This is a genomic window from Pseudomonas sp. H1_F01 (assembly GCF_054681425.1).
The window spans coordinates 3,702,223-3,723,247 of record NZ_CP162823.1 but is presented as its reverse complement, the minus strand read 5'-3'; the positions used below and the strand labels follow the sequence as shown (position 1 = coordinate 3,723,247).

The 21,025-nt window shown below is 63.0% G+C and carries 18 protein-coding genes; 12 read left to right on the top strand and 6 right to left on the bottom strand.

Going from position 1 to position 21,025, the window contains the following annotated elements; translation table 11 throughout:
- Window positions 1-170: 170 nt before the first annotated feature.
- The 4 genes from AB4O09_RS17015 to AB4O09_RS17000 are packed head-to-tail and all read right to left on the bottom strand — an operon-like array spanning window position 171 to window position 3,888.
- Window positions 171-965 carry an ABC transporter permease gene (locus AB4O09_RS17015; protein WP_053162584.1) on the bottom strand — a complete coding sequence of 265 codons (795 nt, stop codon included), beginning with the start codon at window positions 963-965 and terminating at the stop codon, window positions 171-173.
- Window positions 962-1,693 carry an ABC transporter ATP-binding protein gene (locus tag AB4O09_RS17010; RefSeq protein ID WP_003201432.1) on the bottom strand — a complete coding sequence of 244 codons (732 nt, stop codon included), beginning with the start codon at window positions 1,691-1,693 and terminating at the stop codon, window positions 962-964. The genes AB4O09_RS17015 and AB4O09_RS17010 overlap by 4 nt, the downstream gene beginning before the upstream one ends.
- Window positions 1,690-2,694 carry a YVTN family beta-propeller repeat protein gene (locus AB4O09_RS17005; RefSeq protein WP_003201434.1) on the bottom strand — a complete coding sequence of 335 codons (1,005 nt, stop codon included), beginning with the start codon at window positions 2,692-2,694 and terminating at the stop codon, window positions 1,690-1,692. The genes AB4O09_RS17010 and AB4O09_RS17005 overlap by 4 nt, the downstream gene beginning before the upstream one ends.
- Window positions 2,695-2,721: 27 nt before the next feature.
- Entirely contained in the window at window positions 2,722-3,888 is a 1,167-nt protein-coding gene (locus AB4O09_RS17000) for an ABC transporter substrate-binding protein (RefSeq protein WP_003201436.1), read from the bottom strand.
- Window positions 3,889-4,271: 383 nt separating this feature from the next.
- Between AB4O09_RS17000 and AB4O09_RS16995 the strand changes: the two genes are divergently transcribed.
- Window positions 4,272-5,525 carry a HAMP domain-containing sensor histidine kinase gene (locus AB4O09_RS16995; RefSeq protein WP_013693253.1) on the top strand — a complete coding sequence of 418 codons (1,254 nt, stop codon included), beginning with the start codon at window positions 4,272-4,274 and terminating at the stop codon, window positions 5,523-5,525.
- Window positions 5,525-6,163, top strand: coding sequence for a response regulator (locus AB4O09_RS16990; protein WP_013693254.1), 639 nt, complete (start codon window positions 5,525-5,527; stop codon window positions 6,161-6,163). Before AB4O09_RS16995 ends, AB4O09_RS16990 begins: the two co-directional genes overlap by 1 nt.
- A gap of 69 nt (window positions 6,164-6,232) precedes the next feature.
- Here AB4O09_RS16990 and AB4O09_RS16985 read toward each other — a convergent pair whose 3' ends face one another.
- Together AB4O09_RS16985 and exaA are read right to left on the bottom strand one after the other, a co-directional pair.
- Complete coding sequence (locus AB4O09_RS16985; protein WP_003201442.1) at window positions 6,233-6,877, bottom strand: pentapeptide repeat-containing protein; 645 nt, start codon at window positions 6,875-6,877, stop codon at window positions 6,233-6,235.
- Between the two features lie 130 nt (window positions 6,878-7,007).
- Window positions 7,008-8,864, bottom strand: a complete 1,857-nt coding sequence (exaA, locus tag AB4O09_RS16980) for a quinoprotein ethanol dehydrogenase (protein ID WP_028237021.1) — start codon at window positions 8,862-8,864, stop codon at window positions 7,008-7,010.
- Window positions 8,865-9,118: 254 nt separating this feature from the next.
- Here exaA and pedF point away from each other — a divergent pair, with 254 nt between their 5' ends.
- The 10 genes from pedF (at window position 9,119) to mqo (ending at window position 20,889) form a co-directional block, all read left to right on the top strand.
- Window positions 9,119-9,580 (top strand): cytochrome c-550 PedF, encoded by a 462-nt coding sequence (gene pedF, locus AB4O09_RS16975; protein ID WP_003201446.1) that lies wholly within the window; start codon window positions 9,119-9,121, stop codon window positions 9,578-9,580.
- Window positions 9,581-9,585: 5 nt separating this feature from the next.
- On the top strand, window positions 9,586-10,461 hold the full coding sequence (locus AB4O09_RS16970; RefSeq protein WP_003201448.1) for a substrate-binding periplasmic protein: 876 nt from the start codon (window positions 9,586-9,588) through the stop codon (window positions 10,459-10,461).
- 10 nt (window positions 10,462-10,471) lie between these two features.
- Window positions 10,472-11,230, top strand: coding sequence for a quinoprotein dehydrogenase-associated SoxYZ-like carrier (locus tag AB4O09_RS16965; RefSeq protein WP_003201450.1), 759 nt, complete (start codon window positions 10,472-10,474; stop codon window positions 11,228-11,230).
- Between the two features lie 16 nt (window positions 11,231-11,246).
- Window positions 11,247-12,185, top strand: coding sequence for a quinoprotein relay system zinc metallohydrolase 1 (locus AB4O09_RS16960; RefSeq protein WP_460107238.1), 939 nt, complete (start codon window positions 11,247-11,249; stop codon window positions 12,183-12,185).
- A 137-nt stretch (window positions 12,186-12,322) separates the two neighbouring features.
- Window positions 12,323-14,098: a PQQ-dependent methanol/ethanol family dehydrogenase gene (locus tag AB4O09_RS16955; RefSeq protein WP_003201454.1), complete on the top strand. Its 1,776-nt coding sequence runs from the start codon at window positions 12,323-12,325 to the stop codon at window positions 14,096-14,098.
- 268 nt (window positions 14,099-14,366) lie between these two features.
- A complete protein-coding gene (gene exaC / locus AB4O09_RS16950; RefSeq protein WP_003201456.1) occupies window positions 14,367-15,887 on the top strand; it encodes an acetaldehyde dehydrogenase ExaC in 1,521 nt (506 codons plus the stop codon).
- A 278-nt stretch (window positions 15,888-16,165) separates the two neighbouring features.
- Window positions 16,166-16,237, top strand: coding sequence for a pyrroloquinoline quinone precursor peptide PqqA (gene pqqA, locus AB4O09_RS16945; protein ID WP_003243383.1), 72 nt, complete (start codon window positions 16,166-16,168; stop codon window positions 16,235-16,237).
- Between the two features lie 133 nt (window positions 16,238-16,370).
- On the top strand, window positions 16,371-17,528 hold the full coding sequence (ercA, locus tag AB4O09_RS16940) for an alcohol dehydrogenase-like regulatory protein ErcA (protein WP_085983279.1): 1,158 nt from the start codon (window positions 16,371-16,373) through the stop codon (window positions 17,526-17,528).
- Window positions 17,512-18,882, top strand: a complete 1,371-nt coding sequence (locus AB4O09_RS16935) for a hybrid sensor histidine kinase/response regulator (RefSeq protein ID WP_003201459.1) — start codon at window positions 17,512-17,514, stop codon at window positions 18,880-18,882. Before ercA ends, AB4O09_RS16935 begins: the two co-directional genes overlap by 17 nt.
- Window positions 18,883-19,245: 363 nt before the next feature.
- Window positions 19,246-20,889 carry a malate dehydrogenase (quinone) gene (mqo, locus tag AB4O09_RS16930; protein WP_003201461.1) on the top strand — a complete coding sequence of 548 codons (1,644 nt, stop codon included), beginning with the start codon at window positions 19,246-19,248 and terminating at the stop codon, window positions 20,887-20,889.
- Window positions 20,890-21,025: the final 136 nt, after the last annotated feature.

The following is a 21,025-nucleotide window of genomic DNA, read 5'->3' as shown; positions in this document are numbered from 1 at the left end:
AGTAGTAATTTGAGTGTTAAAGACCCGCGCGACATGGAGAACATGCACCGAACCCTGTGGGAGCAAAGCTTGCTCGCGATAACGGTGTGCCAGTCAGCATCAATTCTGGATGAGCCGCCGCCATCGCGAGCAAGCTTTGCTCCCACAGATTTTGTCTGTGCAATTAAGGGTTAGCTGCCGGCCTTGCGCAACGCCGCATGCTGCGGATTGAACGTCCACACCGCCAACAGCGCGAACACCAGGGTCAACCCCAGGCACACCGCCATCGCCAGCAGGTTGAACTGCTCGTACAGCGCAAAACGCACCAACTCCACGCCGTGGGTGAACGGGCTGACCGAGCAGAGCCAGTACAGCCAAGGGCTGGCTTCCTGCATTTTCCATAGCGGGTACAGTGCCGAAGACAGGAAGAACATCGGGAAAATCACGAAATTCATCACCCCGGCGAAGTTTTCCAGTTGCCGGATGGCATTGGACAGCAACAAGCCCAGGGCGCTGAGCATCAGGGCCACCAGCAACAGGGCCGGCAGGGCCAGCAGCAGGCCCATGGTCGGTGGCTGGATACCGTACAACCAGGCGATGGCGAGAAAGGCGTAGACCTGCAATAGCGAGATCAGCGACGTCGCCAACAACTTGCTCGCCAGCAGGAAAGCCCGGGGCAGGGGACTGGTCAGCAGCACGCGCATGCTGCCCATTTCCCGGTCGTAGACCATCGACAGCGAGCCCTGCATGCCGTTGAACAACAGGATCATGCAGGCCAGCCCGGGCACGATGTACACCTCGTAGGGGATGTAGGTGTCGTAGGGCGCGATGATGGCGATGCCCAGTGCCGCGCGAAAACCGGCGGCGAACACCACCAGCCACAGCAGGGGCCGGACCAGGGCGCTGAGCAGCCGGGTGCGTTGCAGTACGAAGCGCAGCCATTCGCGCGTCACGATGCCGCTGAAACATTGCCAGTACGCATTCATGGCTGGACTCCCGAGGCGGTCAAGCGAGTGAAGGCCGAGCCGAGGGTGCCGCCGTGTTCCAGGCTCACCGCGTCGGCCTGTCCGCTGGCGACCAGGCGGCCCTGATGCACGATCAACAGATCGTCGCTGGGCTGCACTTCGTCGAGCAAGTGAGTGGTCCAGAGCACGCTGATACCTTGCTCGCTGCACAGTTGCCGGATGTGCAGGCCCAGGGCTAGGCGGCTGGCCGGATCAAGGCCGACGCTGGGTTCGTCGAGCAGCAACAGGCGCGGTTCGTGGAGCAGGGCGCGGGCGATCTCGACCCGGCGACGATGGCCACCGTTGAGGTCGCGTACCCGCTCGTGGCGGCGCTCCGTCAGGTGCTGGCGGGTCAGTTCAGCGTCGATGCGGGCGCTGCCCTGGCGCCGCGAAAACCCGTGCAGCGCCAGGTGATAGCGCAGGTTCTGTTCGATGCTCAGGTCCAGGTCCAGGGTGCTCTGTTGGAACACCACGCCCAACTGGCGCAGGGCCGATCTTGGTGATTTTTGCAGGGAATGACCGCCGATGCGGATCTCGCCACGTTGCAGGTCGTACAAACGCGTGAGCAGGGCGATCAGCGTCGACTTGCCGGCACCGTTGGGCCCCAGCAGCGCAGCGAAACGCCCGGCGGGAAGGCTGAAATTCATCTGCTTGAGGGCTTCGCGCGTGCCATAGGCAAAGCTCAGGTCGCTGACCTCCAGGGCGTTCATGGCGTGACCACCACGCCCCAAGGGTAGCGCCCGACTTTCACCGACTTCAGGACCTTGCGGCTCTCAACATCGATCACCGAGACATCGCCGCTGACGCCGTTGGTCGCCAGCAGCTGCTTCTGGTCCGGGGTGAACGCCAGTTGCCAGACCCGTCGGCCCACCAGCAGATAATCCAGCACTTCGAAGGTCTTGGCGTCGATCACTGCCACATGGTTCGCCGGGCCCAAGGCGACGAACGCCAGCTTGCCGTCGGCGCTGAGCTTGATGCCCACCGGTTGGACCTTGTCCGGGTGCACACCCTTGATCTGGAACGTCAGGGTCTTGAGGATCTTGCGCGTCGCCACGTCAAGCACGGTCAACGTGCCGCCGATCTCCGCCGAGGCCCAGAGCTGCGTGCCGTCGCGATTGAACTCGACGAAACGTGGCCGCTGATCCACCAGGGTGTTGTCGGCCAGGGTCTGGGTGCTGGTATCGATCCAGTGCAGCATGTTCGTGGTTTCGCTGGTGTTGACCGCCCACTTGCCGTCAGGGCTGACGGCCATGCCTTCGGGTTCGACACCCACGCCGATCTGGCCGAGCACTTCGGAGGTCTGGGTGTCGATCACCGTGACCAGGGCATCGTCTTCGTTGGAGACATACAGCCAGCGGTCGTTGGGGTGCAGGGCGAACTGCTCCGGGTCCTTGCCGGAAGGCAGTTCCTTGATGATCTTGCGGGTGGCGACGTCCATCACCTGGACCCGGTCCGAGTCGCTGGCGCAGATGTACAGCAGGCGATTGTCGTGGGACAGCAGCAGGCCCCGGGGGCGCTGGCCGACCGGCAGGGTCTCGATGACTTCCAGGCTCTGCATGTCGATCAGGCTCAGGCTGTTGTCTTTCTCGTTGGAAACCCAGGCGATGCTGGCGGCGGCGGGACCGGCGGCGAGCAACGCGGCGCCCAGGGCGAGGGCTTTGCATAGCCGGGTCGGGCAGAGCCGGGCCGGGTGAATCAGGGAGCGGCGCATGGCGGTTTTCCTTATTGTTGTTATCGATCAGGGGTAACGGCAGCTCACTTCGGGCTGGTCATAGCCCAGGCTGTCCATTTCATTGGAAGGGTGGAGAAAACCGTCCTGGGGCGAGGTGCTGACCAGTGCCCGAGGCTGGACCAGCGCAATTGGTTGGCGCAACTGGCCGTTCCAGGGCCGGTAGCTGAGCTTGCGACCCTTGAAGCCGTCCAGGGGCAACTGGTCGCTGAGGGCCAGATGGCGGATGGCGAGCGGGTCGTCCTGGCGCAGTTTGCTCACGGCGCTGGCGATGCTGCGCACGGCAATCCAGGCGGCGAAATCACGGTCGTTCATCCAGCGTCCGGCCAGGGCTTCGAAGCGTTTTTGCAACTGCGCTGCGCCGTAGGTTTCCACGGTCTTGTGCCAACCGGTGGGCGTCAGCCCTTGGGTGCCGGCCACCGGGCGTGGGTACCAGGTCTGGTAGGGCAGGTATTCGCCGAAGTCGCCGCGCTCGTCGGCCACCAGTACCACGTCGTACTCGGCGGTCTGGGTGAACAGTGGCATGTCGGCCTGGGCGCTGCGACGCTGGTCGTTGTCGAACTGCCAGGCCTTCTCGGCGACGATCTTCATGCCGAAGCGTTTCATGGCCCGGCGCAATGCGGCGGCATAGGCCTGGTCCTCGGGCGTCTGGCCGACGATCAGCAAGGCCCGCTGCCATTTACGCACGACGCTGAACTGCACCAGGGCATCGGCGAGCATGGCGCGGTCGGGCAGGCTGTGCAGCACGTTACCGAGGCAGTCGGTGGTGCGCAGGCTGTCGTCGGGGCTACCGGCGTTGAACAGCAGGCTGTCGGGCAGGGCGGCGCTGAGTTGGCGCAGGCTGGCGGCCGGTGCGTTGACCACGAACAGCCGCAGACCCTGGTCGTGTTGGGCCCGGGCGGCCTGGAGCAGCGCTTCGGGAGTGTTGACGCTGGCGCTTTCCAGGCGGTAGTCGTGCTTGAGAAAACGTCCGGTGCTGTTGCTGTCGACGATCGCCAGTTCAGCGCCGCGCAACCCGGCATCGGCCGGTTCGGCAATGACGTTGGACAGCAACGGGCCCGGATCGGGACGATAACCCAGGTAGCCGATGCGCACTTGTAGCGGCGTGATATCGCCCGCGTGAGCGGTTGCCGCTGCCAGCAGAGAAACCAGGGCGTAACTGACGAGCCGGCGCATGACATCCTCCATTGCAGGTAGCGCCAGCATAGGAAGCCCAGGGTCATGGGGAAATATGCAGAAAGTACCGCCGGTGCAGTACCAAGGTAGTAACTCACCTTGGAGGCCGGGGTTTTAGCATGCTAGGCATCGTCATTGACCAGGAGGGGACAGACCATGCGGATTCTCAAAGCGTTGCTGCTGCCGTTTCTGCTGATCCTGAGTTTGATCGGGGTTGATCGTCCCAGAACCTGGAAACCTCCAAGCCCCTCTGTGGGAGCGAGCTTGCTCGCGATAGCGGTGGTTCAGTCGACTTCAGTACCGGATGTGCCGCCGTCATCGCGAGCAAGCTCGCTCCCACAGGGGGTGGGCGTCAATGTCAATTCAAGGTTGGAGCGCTAACCATGTCAGCCCTCTGGCGCATCAACCTCTGGGTTTGTGCCTTTTTCGCCCTGGTCACCCTGGCCTGTGCAGTCCTGTTGTTGCACCAGGCCACGGCCGATGTGAAACGCGAGCTGCAATCGGCCGAGTCGGTGGTGCATTACCTGCGCGAAACCGCCGAGCGCGATCCGGCCAGTCTCCAGCCGCGGTTGACCGGCAGCCTGCGGCATGTGCGGGTCCGTTGGCTGGCCCCTGGGGAACTGTTCCCGGCGGATGAAGACGGGATGAAGGCCTGGCTTGGCCGCCGGTTACTGGATGACGGCCCTGCGGCCCAGGTGGTGGATTTGCCGGACGGTCGGCGGGCCTGGATTGCCGTCGACCCGCGCGATGAAATCGACGAGATTCTCGATTCCTTGGTGCAACTGTTGTACGTCTGCGCCCTGGCGCTGTCGCTCAGCCTGTTGGTGATTCGCTGGGGGGTACGCCGGGGCATGCGTTTGCTCGATGAGTTGCTGCATGCGTTGCGTCAGGTGTCAGCGGGGAACCTGCAGGTGCGCCTGGGCACTGAGGGTATCCCGGAGGCGCAGCATCTGGCGGGGCATTTCAATCGCATGACCGCCGCCCTGGCCGAGGCCCAGGCCGATAACGCCCGGCTTACCCAGGCTTTGCTGGCCGTGCAGGAGCAGGAGCGCACCCAACTGGCCCAGACCCTGCACGACGACCTGGGCCAATACGTGGCCGGTATTCGGGCCCGCGCCTGCCTGCTGCGGCTGGTGATGGATCAACCCCTGGCGCTGGAGCAGACCGTCAGCCAGCTCGAAGAGCATTGCGAGCATTTGCAATTGGGTTTCCGGGCGCTGGTGCATGACTTGTACCCCGTGGTGTTGCAGCACCTGCCGTTGTGCGAGGCCATCAGGCTATTGGCCGGGCAATGGCAGGCCAACCAGGGTATCGCCTGTCAGGTGTGGATCGACAAAACGCTGCCGCCCTTGTCCGGGCCGGACAAGACCCATTTGTATCGTTTGTTGCAGGAAGCGTTGACCAACATTGCCCGGCATGCCGGCGCCACGCAGGTGCGGATTCGCCTGCAACACCGCGCCGGGCGCCTGCGGTTGCTGGTGCGCGACAACGGTTGCGGAGCGACGCAACCATCGCGCGCCGGTGTTGGCTTGCACTCGATGTCCGAGCGGGCGCGCAGCCTGGGCGGTGAGCTGCGCATCGTCAGCCAGCCTGGCGCCGGTTGGGCGCTGGCCTTGAATATTGCCTTGGAGGCGTGATGAACATTTTGTTGGTGGACGACCATGCGGTGGTTCGGCAGGGCTATGCCAGCCTTTTGCGGGTGTTGATGCCGGACCTGCAGGTCCGCGAAGCAGCCACCGGCGAGGAGGCGTTGAGCCAGGTCCAGGAGCAGGTGCCGCATCTGGTGATCATGGACTTCGGCCTGCCCGGTATCAGTGGCTTGGAAACCACCCGCCGGCTACGCCAGCGCTTGCCACAACTGCGGGTGTTGTTCTTCAGCATGCACGATGAATTGCCCTTGGTGCGCCAGGCATTGGACGCCGGTGCCGCGGGCTACCTGACCAAGAATTCGGCACCCCAGGTGCTGGTGGAAGCGGTACGCCGGGTGCTGGCCGGGCATGTCTACATCGAGCAATCCCTGGCCACGCAACTGGCCTGCACCAGCTCGCGCCAGGATGTCGACCCGCGCCTGCAATGCATGACCCAACGTGAGTTGGAGATTTTCGTCATGCTCGCCAAGGGCACCCCCGCCCGCACCATTGCCGAACAGCTGTGCATCAGCGCCAAGACCGTGTCCAACCACCTGACGCTGCTCAAGAGCAAGTTGCAGGTCAGTTCCCATGCCGAGTTGGTGCACCTGGGGATCGATATGGGGGTGGTGCGGGTGGCTGGCTGAAATGATCAGAGCCGAACGCGGAGCGTCCGTTGAGGCATTCCCACACGGAGCGTAGGAGCGATCAGGTCTTCACTGATCCCAAGACGTCGGGCACCCGGTACAGCCTTGCATATTGGCATCCTGGAAATTCCCGTAATGCTGGCGAGAACCGCTCAGGTTGGCCTGTTCCAGGTTGCTTTCACCGAGCTTGGCTTCCTGCAGGTTGGCGTCGCGCAGGTCGGCGCCCTTGAGGTCGGCCTTGCTCAGCCAGGCCATTTCCAGGTCCGCCGCCTGCAGGTTCGCCTCGTGCAAGCGGGCGCCGGACAAGCGGGCGAATTGCAGGTAGGCCGCCGTCAGGTCGGCACGCTGGAATTGCGCGCCCTGGGCGAACAGGCCCCAACCCTGGATCGCCTTGAGTGTGGCGCCGCTGAAGTCCGCCAGGCGCAGGTTGCTTTGTTGCAGGCTGGCACGGGTCAGGTTGGCGCCCTGCAGCTGGGCTTTCTCAAGATTGGCCAGGTCCAGTCGCGCGTGCCGCAGATCGGCGTCGCGCAGATCGGCACCGCTGAGGTTCATCTTGCGCAGGTCCTGGTTCGCCAGTTTTGCACCGCGAAGGTTGGCGCCGGGGCATTGGCTGGATTCGGCGATGAGGCAGCCGTTGATCGTCAGGGGGGTGTCAGGGTCGTCGGCATGGGCAAGGGCGCCGATGAACAGAAGCAGCAATGGCAATGATTTCATGGCAGGAACTCGGGCAAGTGTGGGAGCGGGCTTGCTCGCGAAGACGTAGGCACAGTCAAAATCCCTATCAACTGAACCACCGCTTTCGCGAGCAAGCCCGCTCCCACAGGGGATTGTGGTGAGGGTCAGGTTATTTCTGCGCCGTCGCCTTATCCCAGCTCGGAATCTTGAACACCCAGAACGACCCACCCTGGGCCACCGGCTTGGTCAGTTCGGCCATGTCGCCGCCCCACAACGGTACGGCGCCACCGTAGCCGACGGTCACGCCGATGAATTGCTCGCCGTCCTGCTCCCACGTGATGGGCGGGGAGACGATGCCGCTGCCGGTCTGGAATTTCCACAGTTCCTGGCCGGTCTTGGCGTTGAAGGCCTTGAAGAAGCCGTCGCCGGTGCCGGTGAACACCAGGTTGCCCTTGGTCGCCAGCACACCAGCCCATAGTGGCAGAGGTTCCTTGTGTTCCCAGACCACCTTGCCGGTGGTGGGGTTCATCGCCCGCAGGCTGCCGACGTGATCGTCGTACATGCGCTTGATGCGAAAGCCCATGCCCAGGTAGGCCGAGCCTTTCTTGTAGTTCACTTCCTCGGTCCAGTATTCCTCTTTCCACTGGTTGCCGGGGACGTAGAACAGGCCGGTGTCCTGGCTGTAGGCCATGGGGTTCCAGTTCTTGCCACCGAGGAAGGGCGGCGAGACTTCCACCGGCTTGCCCTTGGTTTCACCCGGTAATGGCTTGGCCGGACGCTGGCCGGGATTCTCCACTGGGCGACCGGTCTTGAGGTCGATGTGGCTGGCCCAGGTGATGTTGTCGACGAACGGGAAGGCGTTCTGCAGCTTGCCGTTGTTGCGGTCCACCACGTAGAAGAAACCGTTGCGGTCGGCGTGGGCGGTGGCCTTGACCACCTTGCCGTCCTTATCCTTGTAGTCGAACAGCACCAGCTCGTTGTTGCCGGAGAAGTCCCAGGCGTCGTTGGGCGTGTGTTGGTAGAACCACTTCACTTCGCCAGTGCTTGGGTCGACCCCGACCTGGCCGGAGGTATAGAGGCTGTCGAAGTCGTGAGGGTTGCCGTCCTTGGCCGTGCGCGCCCAGGTGTTCCACGGGCCGGGGTTGCCCGCGCCGACGATGATGGTGTTGGTCTCGGCGTCGAAACTGGCACTCTGCCAAGGTGCGCCGCCGCCGTGGCTCCAGGCTTCGACCTTGCCGGTTTCAGTGGTCTTGTCGTCGGGCCAGGAGGGCGCCTTGACGTCGCCGGTCGGCGTGCTGTCCTTGCCGTTGAGGCGGCCCATGTGGCCTTCGACAAACGGGCGCATCCAGACTTCGTCGCCGGTGTCCGGGTCGCGGGCGAACAGTTGCCCGACCACACCGAACTCGTCGCCGGAACTGCCATGGATCAGCAGGACCTTGCCACTGGTCTTGTCCTTGATCAGCACCGGGGCGCCGGTCATGGTGTAGCCGCCGGCGTGGTCGCCGAACTTCTTGTTCCACACCACTTTGCCGGTGTTTTTATCCAGGGCGACGACTCGCGCGTCCAGGGTGCCGAAGTAGATCTTGTCGCCGTAGATGGCCGCGCCGCGGTTGACCACGTCGCAGCACGGGCGAATGTTGTCCGGCAGCCGGTGGTTGTAGGTCCACAGGCGCTTGCCGGTCTTGGCGTCGAGGGCGAATACCCGCGAGTACGAGCCGGTGACGTACACCACGCCGTCGCTGACGATGGCCTGGGACTCCTGGCCGCGCTGCTTCTCGTCGCCGAATGAGTAGGACCAGGCCGGGGTCAGCTTGAACACGTTCTTGTCGTTGACCTGGGCCAGCGGGCTCCAGCGCTGGGCGTTGGTGCCCATGCCGTATTGCAGCACGTCCTTGGTGGTCAGGTGGTCGTTGGCGATGTCTTCCCAGGTGACGGCAGCGTGCGCCGAGGGACTCGACGACAGACTGCCGGCCAGCAGCAAGGCAACGGTCAGGGAGGAGAGGGCGGGTAGCGTTTTTATTCTCATGGTGGCAGTTCCCAGTGAAAGGTTTTGGCCTGACTAGGGTGAGTCGCGCCACGACGTTGCCGATACGGAAAAAGTCCCGCCCTTGCCGGGAAGACTTCCCGAACCGCCTGTCTTTACGACCTGCGTCGGATGGCTTGCTACCAAGGAACTAGACCCCGGCCACCAAAGCAGCATTCGGCTGGGGCAAGGGGGTTCCTAAGATGACGGCACGGCTTCTTCACAGAGGTCTTGCGTGCAATCCAGAGGGCATAACAATGACAACAAAACGCAACGCCATCATCGCTACCGCATTACTGATGGGGCTGACCGGCGCAGGCTCCGCATGGGCCCATGGCAACGTAGTGCCCCAGGCAGTGGAAACCAAGGGTCTGACCCCGATCAAGGACACCGGTGTCGCACTGGACGGTGACGGCTGGGCCACGGTGAACCCTTATCGCGCCTCACCTGAACACGACCGGGCACTGGAAATCGGCTCATCGGCCTACAACCAGAACTGCGCGGCCTGCCATGGCCTGGAAGCCAAATCGGGCGGCATCGCCCCGGACCTGCGCATGCTCGACGCCGCCGACGCCGGTGATGAGTGGTTTGTCGAGCGCGTACGTCACGGTGCGGTGCGCGACGGCCGGGTCTACATGCCAAAAATGGCCGACTACCTGAGCCAGGAAGCCTTGTGGGCGGTGCGCACCTATCTCGACAGCGTGCACGTCGAGGAGTGATCGCCATGCGCCTGTTCGCGTGGGTAATGTGCAGCCTGCTCCTGTGGGGCCAGGCGGTGCAGGCGCAGGTGCGCAGCTACGACCAGATGATCGCGGCCGGTGAGTTGAAGGTCGCGGTCTACAAGGACTTCGCGCCCTACAGTTTCGAAGACCACGGCCAACCCAGGGGCGTGGACGTGGAACTGGCCCAGGCCCTGGCCAAGGCGCTTGGCGTGCGCCTGCAACTGATGTGGGCACCGCCGGGCGAAAAACTCGATGACGATCTGCGCGATTACATCTGGCGCAGCAGTCCGCTGCACGATCGACAACTCGCCGACCTGATGATGCGTGTCCCGTACGATCATGACTACGTGCAAAGGCGCAACGACATCGGCGAACTGGCAAACGCCCAGGTGGTGATGTTCGGCCCTTATCAGCAGGAATGCTGGCAGGTGGCATTTGACCGCCGCCGACTGGATTCGGTGGGCAGTGTCGCGGTGTTCCAGCAGCACCCCATTGGCGTTGAAGTCGATAGCGTGCCGTCGTTCTACCTGACGTCGGTGTTCAACGGCATGCTCAGCGCCAAGACCCACCATTACCCCGGTGTCAGCCAGGCCTTCAAGGCCATGCAGGCCGGGGAGGTGGACGCTGTCATGGCCATGCGCGGTGAGGTCGATTGGCAAGTGCACGAGGCGGCCGATCCGCAACTGGCGCTGGCGGAGAATGCCTACCCGAACATGGGCAAGCAACGTTGGGAAATCGGCATGGCGGTGCATGAAAGCAACCGTCAGCTGGCCTATGCGGTGGAAGAGGCGCTGGAAGGCTTGATCCGCGACGGCAGCGTCAAGACCGTCTATGCCCATTACGGCCTGCGTTACGAAGTGCCGGAGATGTATCAATAGGAGCGCCGGGATGAAATGGGTCATGTGGTGCCTGCTGTGGTGCGGCCTGCCAATGACCGCCTGGGCGGCGGTCGAGCCAGGGAAGGACCCGGTGCCATCGGTGATGTGGGCCTTTTATCACAAGCAATTGCTGGGGGACGCGCCGTTCGTGTTCGATGACCGGGTACGCCTGCTGGCGCCACCCTTTGCCGAAGACGCCCGCCAGGTGCCACTGGAAATAGATGCCCGGGCCTTCACCGGCGACGTCGTGCGGGTGCTGGCCTGGGCCGAACTGAACCCGTTGCCGAAAATCGTCGACTTCCAACCGGGGGAGCGAGTGCTGCCCTGGCTGTCGATCCGCATTCGCATCGAGCAAGCCACGCCGTTGCGCGCCGCCGTGCAGACCCGCGATGGCTTGTGGCACGTCGGCTCGACGCTGATCGACGCGGCCGGTGGCGGCTGCACCGCGCCCAGCGTGGTGCGCACCCAGCCAGGTTGGGAGGAACACTTGGGCGAGGTACTGGGCGCCCGCTATCCCCGGGGCGATTCGAGCCGCCTGCGCCTGCAGGTGGCTCATCCGATGGATAACGGCCTGGTGAGCGGCATCCCGGAATTTTTCCTCAACCAGGCGCAACTGCTGGACGCCGACGGCCAGGTGCTGGCGCGCCTGGAGCTGTTCCCGGCGGTCAGCGAAAACCCCAACCTGGGCTTCGACATCCGAGGCCCGGGCCAGACCCGCCTGCTGCTGCGCGACAACAGCGGCAATACGTTCGAGGCGGCGATCCCCTGACCACAAGGAGCGCGCCATGCGCTGGTTGTTGCTGATGTTCCTGAGCCTGTGCTGGCCGACGTGGGCCGGGACGGGCTACGCACTCAAGCCCCGGCAGATCGCCGAAGGCACCTGGCTGCTGGAAGGCAGCACCGAGAATTTTGCCAAGGCCAACGGCGGCAACATCGTCAACACCGCGTTCATCGTTACCGATGCCGGCGTGGTGGTGATCGATACCGGGCCGTCGAAGCGCTACGGCGAGGCGCTGCGCCAGGCCATTGCCGCGACCACCGACAAACCGGTGATCCAGGTCCTGCTGACCCATCACCACCCCGACCATGTATTGGGCAACCAAGCCTTCAGCGACGTGCCCATTGGCGCCTTGGCGGGCACCACCGACCTGCTGCGGCAACAGGGTGATGCGCTGGCGGAAAACATGTACCGGCTGGTGGGCGACTGGATGCGCGGCACCGAGGTGGTGCTGCCGACTCGAGAGCTGGCTGCGGGGTCGCTGAGGGTGGGTGACCATTCGTTGCGCTTGCTGCAACTGGCCGGGCACACCGGGGCCGACCTGGCGATCCTCGACGAAACCACCGGCGCGCTGTTTGCCGGCGACCTGGTGTTTTACGAGCGCGCCCTGACCACCCCCAACAGCCCGGGACTCGAGGTCTGGCTCCGGGACCTGGACACCTTGCAGGCCCTGCCCTGGAAGCAGATCGTGCCCGGCCACGGCCCGGTCGCGATCGACGCCCGGCCCTTTGCACAGATGCGCGACTACCTGGGCTGGCTCGACCAACTGATGCGCGATGGCGCGGCGCGGGGCGACGACATGGCCGAGATGATCCGCAGCCCCATCCCCGAGCGCTTTGCCGGGATCAGCCTGAGTCGCTATGAGTTGATTCGCAGCGTCAGTCATCTCTATCCGCGCTATGAGCGGGCGGGGATGAAGCGGGTGGATGCCCACGACCCTGACTGAACGCACTCCTCCATGTGTACCAAGGAACTAGAAAACTCAACACAGCGGGCAATTGTTGGCAACGGCTCCGAGCCCAAGAATCTGTGGCAGACCGGGAAAAATTCCCGGGTATAACAATAACCGCAGAGGTAGCCGTCATGAGTCATCCCGCACGTCGCCAACCCTTCGCCGTGAGCCTGCTGCTCAGTGCCATGCTGCTGTCCGGTTCGGCCCTTGCAGCCGTGACCGATCAGGAAATTCTCCAGGACCCGAAAAACCCGCAACAGATCGTGACCAACGGCCTGGGTGTCCAGGGCCAGCGCTACAGCCCGCTCGATACCCTCAATGTCGATAACGTCAAGGACCTGCGACCGGTCTGGGCGTTCTCCTTCGGCGGTGAAAAGCAGCGTGGCCAGCAAGCCCAGCCGATGATCAAGGACGGGGTGATGTACCTCACCGGTTCCTACTCTCGGGTATTCGCAGTGGATGCGCGCACCGGCAAGAAGCTGTGGCAATACGATGCGCGCCTGCCCGATGACATCCGTCCTTGCTGCGACGTGATCAACCGTGGCGTAGCGTTGTACGGCGACCTGGTGTTCTTCGGCACCCTCGACGCCAAGCTGGTGGCCTTGAACAAGGACACCGGCAAAGTGGTGTGGAGCAAGAAGGTGGCCGACCACAAGGAAGGCTACTCCATCAGCGCCGCGCCGCTGGTCATCAACGGCAAGCTGATCACCGGCGTGGCCGGGGGCGAGTTCGGCGTGGTGGGCCAGATCAGCGCCTACGACCCGAAGAACGGTGACCTGCTGTGGACCCGCCCAACCGTGGAAGGCCACATGGGCTACGTCTACAAGGACGGCAAAGCCATCGAGAATGGTATTTCCGGCGGCGAGGCGGGCAAGACCTGGCCGGGTGATCTCTGGAAAACCGGCGGTGCCGCGCCTTGGCTGGGCGGCTACTACGACCCGGAAACCAACCTGTTGCTGTTCGGCACCGGCAACCCGGCGCCCTGGAACTCCCACCTGCGTCCTGGCGACAACCTCTATTCGTCGTCGCGCCTGGCCCTGAACCCGGACGATGGCAGCATCAAATGGCACTTCCAGAGCACGCCTCACGACGGCTGGGATTATGACGGCGTCAATGAACTGATCTCGTTCAACTACAAGGAAGGCGGCAAGGACATCAAGGCGGCGGCGACCGCGGACCGTAACGGCTTCTTCTACGTGCTCGACCGCACCAACGGCAAGTTCATCCGCGGCTTCCCGTTTGTCGACAAGATCACCTGGGCCACTGGCCTGGACAAGGATGGGCGGCCGATCTACAACGAGGCCAGCCGTCCGGGCGCGCCGGGCAGCGAAGCCAAAGGCAGTTCGGTGTTTGTCGCACCGGCCTTCCTCGGCGCAAAAAACTGGATGCCGATGGCGTATAACCAGGACACCGGGCTGTTCTACGTGCCGTCCAACGAGTGGGGCATGGACATCTGGAACGAAGGCATCGCCTACAAGAAAGGCGCGGCGTTCCTCGGAGCCGGTTTCACCATCAAGCCGCTGAACGAGGATTACATCGGCGTGCTGCGGGCCATCGACCCCAAGACCGGCAAGGAAGTCTGGCGCCACAAGAACTACGCGCCGCTGTGGGGCGGGGTCCTGACCACCAAGGGCAACCTGGTGTTCACCGGTACGCCTGAAGGGTTCCTGCAGGCATTCAACGCCAAGACCGGGGAAAAGGTCTGGGAATTCCAGACCGGCTCCGGCGTGCTCGGCTCGCCCATCACCTGGGAAATGGACGGCGAGCAATACGTCTCCGTGGTCTCCGGCTGGGGCGGCGCGGTGCCGCTGTGGGGCGGCGAGGTGGCCAAGCGCGTGAAGGACTTCAACCAGGGCGGCATGCTCTGGACCTTCAAGTTGCCGAAGGACTTGGTGGTCAAGCGCTGAGCCAACTCTGGCAAATGCAGAACCTGTGGGAGCGAGCTTGCTCGCGATAGCGGTCGATCAGTCACCCTCCATGCTGGATGTGCCGACCTCATCGCGAGCAAGCTCGCTCCCACAAAAAAGCCCGGGTCAACCTCAGATCGCGGCAAAATCTACGACCAAATAACGAGAGTCCCCCCTGCCAACGACGCATTCGTCCGGCAGGCGGGGCTCTCTACCATCGGCCTATCGCCTGTCCCGTGACAGGCATCGACCAGGCAGAGGCCCCATCATGATCTATGCACAACCCGGAACCCCAGGCGCCGTCGTTTCCTTCAAGCCGCGCTATGGCAACTTCATCGGCGGCGAATTCGTCGCGCCGGTCAACGGCGAATACTTCACGAACACGTCCCCGGTCAATGGCGAAGTCATTGCCGAATTCCCACGCTCCAGCGCCGCCGACATCGACAAGGCCCTGGATGCCGCCCATGCCGCAGCCGATGCCTGGGGCAAGACCTCGGTGCAGGACCGTTCCCTGGTGCTGTTGAAAATCGCCGACCGTATCGAGCAGAACCTGGAAATCCTCGCCGTCAGCGAAACCTGGGACAACGGCAAGGCCGTGCGCGAAACCCTCAATGCCGACGTGCCGCTGGCGGCCGACCATTTCCGTTATTTCGCCGGCTGCATCCGCGCCCAAGAGGGTGGGGCGGCCGAGATCAACGAACTGACCACGGCCTATCATTTCCACGAGCCGCTGGGCGTGGTCGGGCAGATCATCCCGTGGAACTTCCCGCTGCTGATGGCCGCCTGGAAACTCGCCCCGGCCCTGGCTGCCGGTAACTGCGTCGTGCTCAAGCCGGCTGAACAGACGCCGCTGTCGATCATGGTCTTCATCGAGCTGGTCGCTGACCTGCTGCCGCCAGGGGTGTTGAACATCGTCCATGGTTTCGGTCGCGAAGCCGGTGAAGCCCTGGCCACCAGCAAGCGCATCGCCAAGATCGCCTTCACCGGTTCCACCCCGGTGGGCTCGCACATCATGAAATGCGCCGCCGAGAACATCATCCCGTCCACCGTGGAACTGGGTGGCAAGTCGCCGAACATCTTCTTCGAAGACATCATGCAGGCCGAGCCGGCCTTCATCGAGAAAGCCGCCGAAGGCCTGGTGCTGGCGTTCTTCAACCAGGGCGAAGTCTGCACCTGCCCGTCCCGGGCGCTGGTGCAGGAGTCGATCTACGAATCGTTCATGGCCGTAGTCATGAAGAAGATCGCCAAGATCAAGCGCGGCGACCCGCTGGACACCGAGACCATGGTTGGCGCCCAGGCCTCCGAGCAGCAGTACGACAAGATCCTCTCGTACCTTGAAATTGCCCAGCAAGAGGGCGCCGAGCTGCTCACCGGCGGTGCTGCCGAGCGACTCGAGGGGGATCTGTCGAGCGGCTATTACATCCAGCCGACCCTGCTCAAGGGCCACAACAAAATGCGTGTGTTCCAGGAAGAAATCTTCGGCCCGGTAGTGGGTGTGACCACCTTCAAGGACGAAGCCGAAGCCCTGGCCATTGCCAACGACACCGAGTTCGGCCTCGGCGCCGGCCTGTGGACTCGCGACATCAACCGCGCCTACCGCATGGGCCGGGCGATCAAGGCCGGTCGCGTGTGGACCAACTGCTACCACCTGTACCCGGCGCACGCCGCGTTCGGTGGCTACAAGAAGTCCGGCGTGGGGCGTGAAACCCACAAAATGATGCTCGACCACTACCAGCAGACCAAGAACCTGCTGGTGAGCTACGACATCAATCCGTTGGGGTTCTTCTAACCCGATAACACAGCACGACACCCTGTGGGAGCGAGCTTGCTGTGGGAGCAAGGCTTGCCCGCGATACAGGCGACTCGGTCTCCGGTCAGGCCGAGGCGACTAATCGCGAGCAAGCTTTGCTCCCACAGTAAGCCTTGCTCTCACAATGGGTTTTGTCGCTCTCCTGAATTGCTACCAACGCACCCCACCCACCGCTTCGAAAGTAGCATTCGAGCCTCGGGCGCGGCGTGCATTAATGACCTTGCCGGAATCGCCCGGTACAAGAAGAGGAAAGACCCATGTGGACTAAACCCGCGTACACCGACCTGCGTATTGGCTTTGAAGTGACGATGTACTTCGCCAACCGATGAGTGCCGGCCCGGCCTGACGCGTTCAGGCCGGGCTCACCATTTGGTCTGATTGCAATCACGGTGGGATGCTTTAGGCTCAGGGTATCCCAATACAATAAGAACAGGCTTACCGATGAGCCACGTACCTGAAAAGATGAGTCTCAGCCCGCTGCGCAAGTTCGTTTCACCTGAAATCATGTTCGGCGCCGGTTGTCGGCACAATGTTGGCAACTATGCCAAGACGTTCGGCGCACGCAAGGTGCTGATCGTCACCGATCCCGGCGTGATCGCTGCCGGGTGGGTGGCCGATGTCGAAGCCAGCCTCCAGGCCCAGGCCATTGATTACTGTCTCTACAGCGCCGTCTCACCCAACCCCCGGGTCGAGGAAGTGATGCTCGGTGCCGACGTGTACCGGGAAAACCATTGCGACGTCATCGTTGCGATTGGCGGCGGCAGCCCGATGGACTGCGGCAAGGCCATCGGCATTGTCGTCGCCCATGGTCGCAGCATCCTCGAATTCGAGGGTGTCGACATGCTGAACATGCCCAGCCCGCCCTTGATCTTGATTCCCACCACTGCCGGCACCTCGGCCGATGTGTCGCAGTTCGTGATCATTTCCAACCAGCAAGAACGCATGAAGTTTTCCATCGTCAGCAAGGCGGCGGTACCGGACGTGTCGCTGATCGACCCGGAAACCACCCTGAGCATGGACCCGTTCCTGTCGGCCTGTACCGGCATCGACGCCCTGGTTCACGCCATCGAGGCGTTTGTGTCCACCGGTCATGGCCCGTTGACCGACCCCCATGCGCTGGAAGCGATGCGCCTGATCAACGGCAACCTGGTGCAGATGATCGCCAACCCGGCGGACATCACCCTGCGGGAAAAAATCATGCTGGGCAGCATGCAGGCCGGGCTGGCATTCTCCAACGCAATCCTCGGCGCGGTGCACGCGATGTCCCACAGCCTGGGCGGCTTCCTCGATTTGCCCCATGGCTTGTGCAACGCGGTGCTGGTGGAGCACGTGGTGGCGTTCAACTACAACTCGGCGCCGGACCGTTTCAAGGTGATTGCCGAGACGCTGGGCATCGACTGCCGGGGGCTCAACCACCGCCAGATCCGCACTCGGCTGGTGGAACACCTGATTGCCCTCAAGCACACCATCGGTTTCCACGAGACCCTGGGCCTGCACGGTGTGAGCACCTCGGACATTCCGTTCCTGTCGCAGCATGCGATGCACGACCCGTGCATCCTCACCAATCCTCGGGAGTCGAGCCAACGGGATGTCGAGGTCGTTTATGGCGAAGCCCTCTGACGAGCAGCAGAAAGCCCTGGAAGGGCTGCTGGGGCTGGGCAATCACTCGACGCGCAAGAGCCACTACCCAGAACTGGCGGCGCGTCTGGATGAGCTGGAGTTGGCCCGGCAATACTTGCAACAGCTCAACAACCAGTTGGAGCAGCGGGTGTCCGAGCGCACCGATGCGCTGCTGGAGGCCAACCGTAACCTGCAACAACAGATCGCCCAGCGAGAGCTGATTGAGCAGCAGTTGCGCGACGCGCGCGACGCCGCACAGGCGGCCAACCGCAGCAAAGATAAATACCTGGCAGCGGCCAGTCACGACTTGTTGCAACCGCTCAACGCCGCCCGCCTGTTGATTTCCACGTTGCGCGAACGCCAACTGCCCACCGCCGAACATGTGCTGGTTGAGCGTACCCACCAGGCCCTGGAAGGCGCGGAAGATCTGCTCACAGACCTGCTGGACATTTCCCGTTTGGACCAGGCGGAGGTCAGGCCCGACCTGGCTCCGTATCGACTGGATGAGTTACTGGCGCCGCTGGTGTCGGAATTCCAATCGGTGGCAGGCGCTGTCGGGCTGGAGCTGCGGGTGCGGTTTGGCGATGAAGCCGTGCTGACTGACCTGCGATTGATGACCCGCATTCTGCGCAACCTGCTCAGCAACGCCTGCCGCTACACCGACAAGGGCGGTGTTCTCTTGGCTGCACGGCGTCGGGGCGAGCGGTTGAGCCTGGAAGTCTGGGACACCGGTCGCGGCATTGCCGCCGACTGCTTGGAGTCGATATTCCTGGAGTTCAATCAACTGGACGTCGGGCGGGCGGCGGACCGCAAAGGCGTGGGCCTGGGGCTGGCGATTGTCGAACGTATCGCCCGTATCCTTGGCTACCGGGTCCAAGTGCGTTCCCGTCCGGGGCGTGGCTCGGTGTTCAGCATCGAGGTGCCACTGTCAGCCGAAAAACCGCTGCCCATTGCTCAAATGCCCATACAGGCGGTCGCCGGCAACCCGCTGCCGGGGCGGCGTTTGTTGGTGATCGACAATGAACTGAGCATCTTGCAAAGCATGGCGGCGTTGTTGGGGCAGTGGGGCTGCGAAGTCCTGACCGCCACCGACGAAGCGGGCGCCCTTGATGTGCTGCAAGGGCGTGCGCCGGAGCTGATCCTGGCGGATTTCCACCTGGATCACGGGGTCGTGGGGTGTGAAGTGGTCAAGCACCTGCGCGAGCATTTCCACCAGGCGATCCCGGCGGTGATCATCACCGCCGACCGCAGCGACCAGTGCCGCCGCGCCTTGCGCAAGCTGGATGCGCCGCTGCTCAACAAGCCGGTCAAGCCTGGCAAGTTGCGGGCGGTGTTGAGTCAGATGCTTGGATAGGTCAATCGGTCCCGAGAGCCAGCAAAATGCCGTCATTTGGTCGGCGTTTTTGCCAGGAATGTAAAAAGACGCTTCGGTCTGTTTATTTCCTTATGTAAACTCCCCCCCGCTGCGACAATCGGGCACGGCCACGTCTGGCCCGATGAACACCGTTTGCAGCGTCCCTCACCCCAGCTGAAGCCAAGACCTACAAGAAGTCAGCGCCGGAGAGACATAAACGAGAGGCCGACGTATTGCTCGGCCCTGTAGGTCCATCCTCCGGTCCTTCTCGATAGCCGCCCTGCTGGCGTTGCCGGCCATGGACGTGGTCTATCCTTGATCAGGACAGGTGGACGGAATGGCGTTCATCCTAGGGATACACACATGTTGAAGAAAACACACACGGCGCTACTGGGCCTGGCGATGGCGATGGGTCTTGCGACCACGCACGCCGCCGAGCCAAAAAAAGTGGATGTCTTGCTCATTGGTGGGGGCATCATGAGCTCGACACTCGGCGTCTGGCTCAATGAGCTGGAGCCGGGCTGGACCATGGAAATGGTCGAGCGCCTGGACGGTGTTGCCGAAGAGAGCTCCAACGGCTGGAACAATGCCGGTACCGGTCACTCTGCGCTGGCCGAGCTGAACTACACGCCGGAAGACAAGAACGGCAAGGTCGATATCTCCAAGGCCATCGAAATCAACGAAGCCTTCCAGATTTCCCGTCAGTTCTGGTCCTGGCAGGTCAAGAACGGCGTGTTGAAGAACCCGCGTTCGTTCATCAACTCCACGCCGCACATGAGCTTTTTGTGGGGCGACGAGAACATCGCGTTCCTGAAGAAGCGCTACGAAGCCCTCCAGGCCAGCCCGTTGTTCGCCGGCATGCAGTATTCCGAAGATCGCGAGCAGATCAGCAAGTGGGTGCCGCTGATGATGCAAGGGCGTGACCCGAGCCAGAAAGTCGCGGCCACCTGGAGTCCACTGGGCACCGACGTGAATTTCGGCGAAATCACACGCCAATTCGCGGCTTATCTGCAAACCAAGCCGAACTTCTCCCTCAAGCTGTCCAGCGAAGTGGAAGACATCACCCGCAACGAAGACGGCACCTGGCGCGTTTCGTACAAGAACCTGAAAGACGGTACCGAAACCGAGACCGACGCCAAGTTCGTGTTCATCGGCGCAGGCGGTGGTGCCCTGCACCTGCTGCAGAAGTCCGACATCCCGGAAGCGCGTGAATACGCAGGTTTCCCGGTGGGTGGTTCGTTCCTGGTCACCGAAAACCCGACCGTCGCCCAACTGCACCTGGCCAAGGCCTACGGCAAGGCTTCGGTGGGCGCACCGCCGATGTCGGTTCCGCATCTGGACACCCGCGTGCTTGATGGCAAGCGCGTGATCCTGTTTGGCCCGTTCGCAACCTTCTCCACCAAGTTCCTGAAGAACGGTTCGTACTTCGACCTGCTGACCAGCACCACCACTCACAACGTGTGGCCGATGACCAAGGTTGGTATCGAACAGTACCCACTGGTCGAGTACCTGGCCGGTCAACTGATGCTGTCGGATGAAGATCGCTTCAACGCCCTGAAAGAGTACTTCCCGGAGGCCAAGCAGGAAGACTGGCGCCTGTGGCAGGCTGGCCAGCGCGTGCAGATCATCAAGCGTGACGAAGAGAAGGGCGGCGTGCTGAAACTCGGCACCGAAGTGGTCGCGTCCCAGGACGGCAGCATCGCCGGCCTGCTGGGTGCCTCGCCAGGCGCCTCGACTGCCGCACCGATCATGCTGACCGTGCTTGAGAAGGTCTTCAAGGACAAGGTCGCCAGCCCGGCCTGGCAGGAAAAACTGCACCAGATCGTGCCGAGCTACGGCACCAAGCTCAACGATAGCCCTGAGCGTGTAGCCCAGGAATGGGCTTACACCAGCGACGTCCTGCAACTGGACCCGCCACCGGCAATCGGCAAGCCAGGCGCCACCGCGGCACCGGCCAAGCCGGCGGCTCCCCGTGAGGCCAACCCAGCGGCTGACATGGCGCTGTAAGCCGGACGCTGTCTGGTGAGGTACAAGAACGCTGCGCATTGAGCGTAATGCTGTTCATTTAAGGATACGGCGCTTTTTCCGAGGTAGGGGAAGGCGCCGTTTTCTTTTGGATTGGATTGGGTACATATCCGTTGCT

Bases quoted from the DNA above. Each gene is read 5' to 3' on its own strand.
- AB4O09_RS16995 (WP_013693253.1), top strand. From the start codon at position 4,272: ATGTCAGCCCTCTGGCGCATCAACCTCTGGGTTTGTGCCTTTTTCGCC.
- AB4O09_RS17005 (WP_003201434.1), bottom strand. From the start codon at position 2,694: ATGCGCCGCTCCCTGATTCACCCGGCCCGGCTCTGCCCGACCCGGCTA.
- AB4O09_RS16955 (WP_003201454.1), top strand. From the start codon at position 12,323: ATGAGTCATCCCGCACGTCGCCAACCCTTCGCCGTGAGCCTGCTGCTC.
- mqo (WP_003201461.1), top strand. From the start codon at position 19,246: ATGTTGAAGAAAACACACACGGCGCTACTGGGCCTGGCGATGGCGATG.
- ercA (WP_085983279.1), top strand. From the start codon at position 16,371: ATGAGTCTCAGCCCGCTGCGCAAGTTCGTTTCACCTGAAATCATGTTC.
- AB4O09_RS16970 (WP_003201448.1), top strand. From the start codon at position 9,586: ATGCGCCTGTTCGCGTGGGTAATGTGCAGCCTGCTCCTGTGGGGCCAG.
- AB4O09_RS16965 (WP_003201450.1), top strand. From the start codon at position 10,472: ATGAAATGGGTCATGTGGTGCCTGCTGTGGTGCGGCCTGCCAATGACC.
- exaC (WP_003201456.1), top strand. From the start codon at position 14,367: ATGATCTATGCACAACCCGGAACCCCAGGCGCCGTCGTTTCCTTCAAG.
- AB4O09_RS16990 (WP_013693254.1), top strand. From the start codon at position 5,525: ATGAACATTTTGTTGGTGGACGACCATGCGGTGGTTCGGCAGGGCTAT.
- AB4O09_RS16985 (WP_003201442.1), bottom strand. From the start codon at position 6,877: ATGAAATCATTGCCATTGCTGCTTCTGTTCATCGGCGCCCTTGCCCAT.
- AB4O09_RS17010 (WP_003201432.1), bottom strand. From the start codon at position 1,693: ATGAACGCCCTGGAGGTCAGCGACCTGAGCTTTGCCTATGGCACGCGC.
- AB4O09_RS16960 (WP_460107238.1), top strand. From the start codon at position 11,247: ATGCGCTGGTTGTTGCTGATGTTCCTGAGCCTGTGCTGGCCGACGTGG.
- AB4O09_RS16935 (WP_003201459.1), top strand. From the start codon at position 17,512: ATGGCGAAGCCCTCTGACGAGCAGCAGAAAGCCCTGGAAGGGCTGCTG.
- AB4O09_RS17000 (WP_003201436.1), bottom strand. From the start codon at position 3,888: ATGCGCCGGCTCGTCAGTTACGCCCTGGTTTCTCTGCTGGCAGCGGCA.
- exaA (WP_028237021.1), bottom strand. From the start codon at position 8,864: ATGAGAATAAAAACGCTACCCGCCCTCTCCTCCCTGACCGTTGCCTTG.
- pedF (WP_003201446.1), top strand. From the start codon at position 9,119: ATGACAACAAAACGCAACGCCATCATCGCTACCGCATTACTGATGGGG.
- AB4O09_RS17015 (WP_053162584.1), bottom strand. From the start codon at position 965: ATGAATGCGTACTGGCAATGTTTCAGCGGCATCGTGACGCGCGAATGG.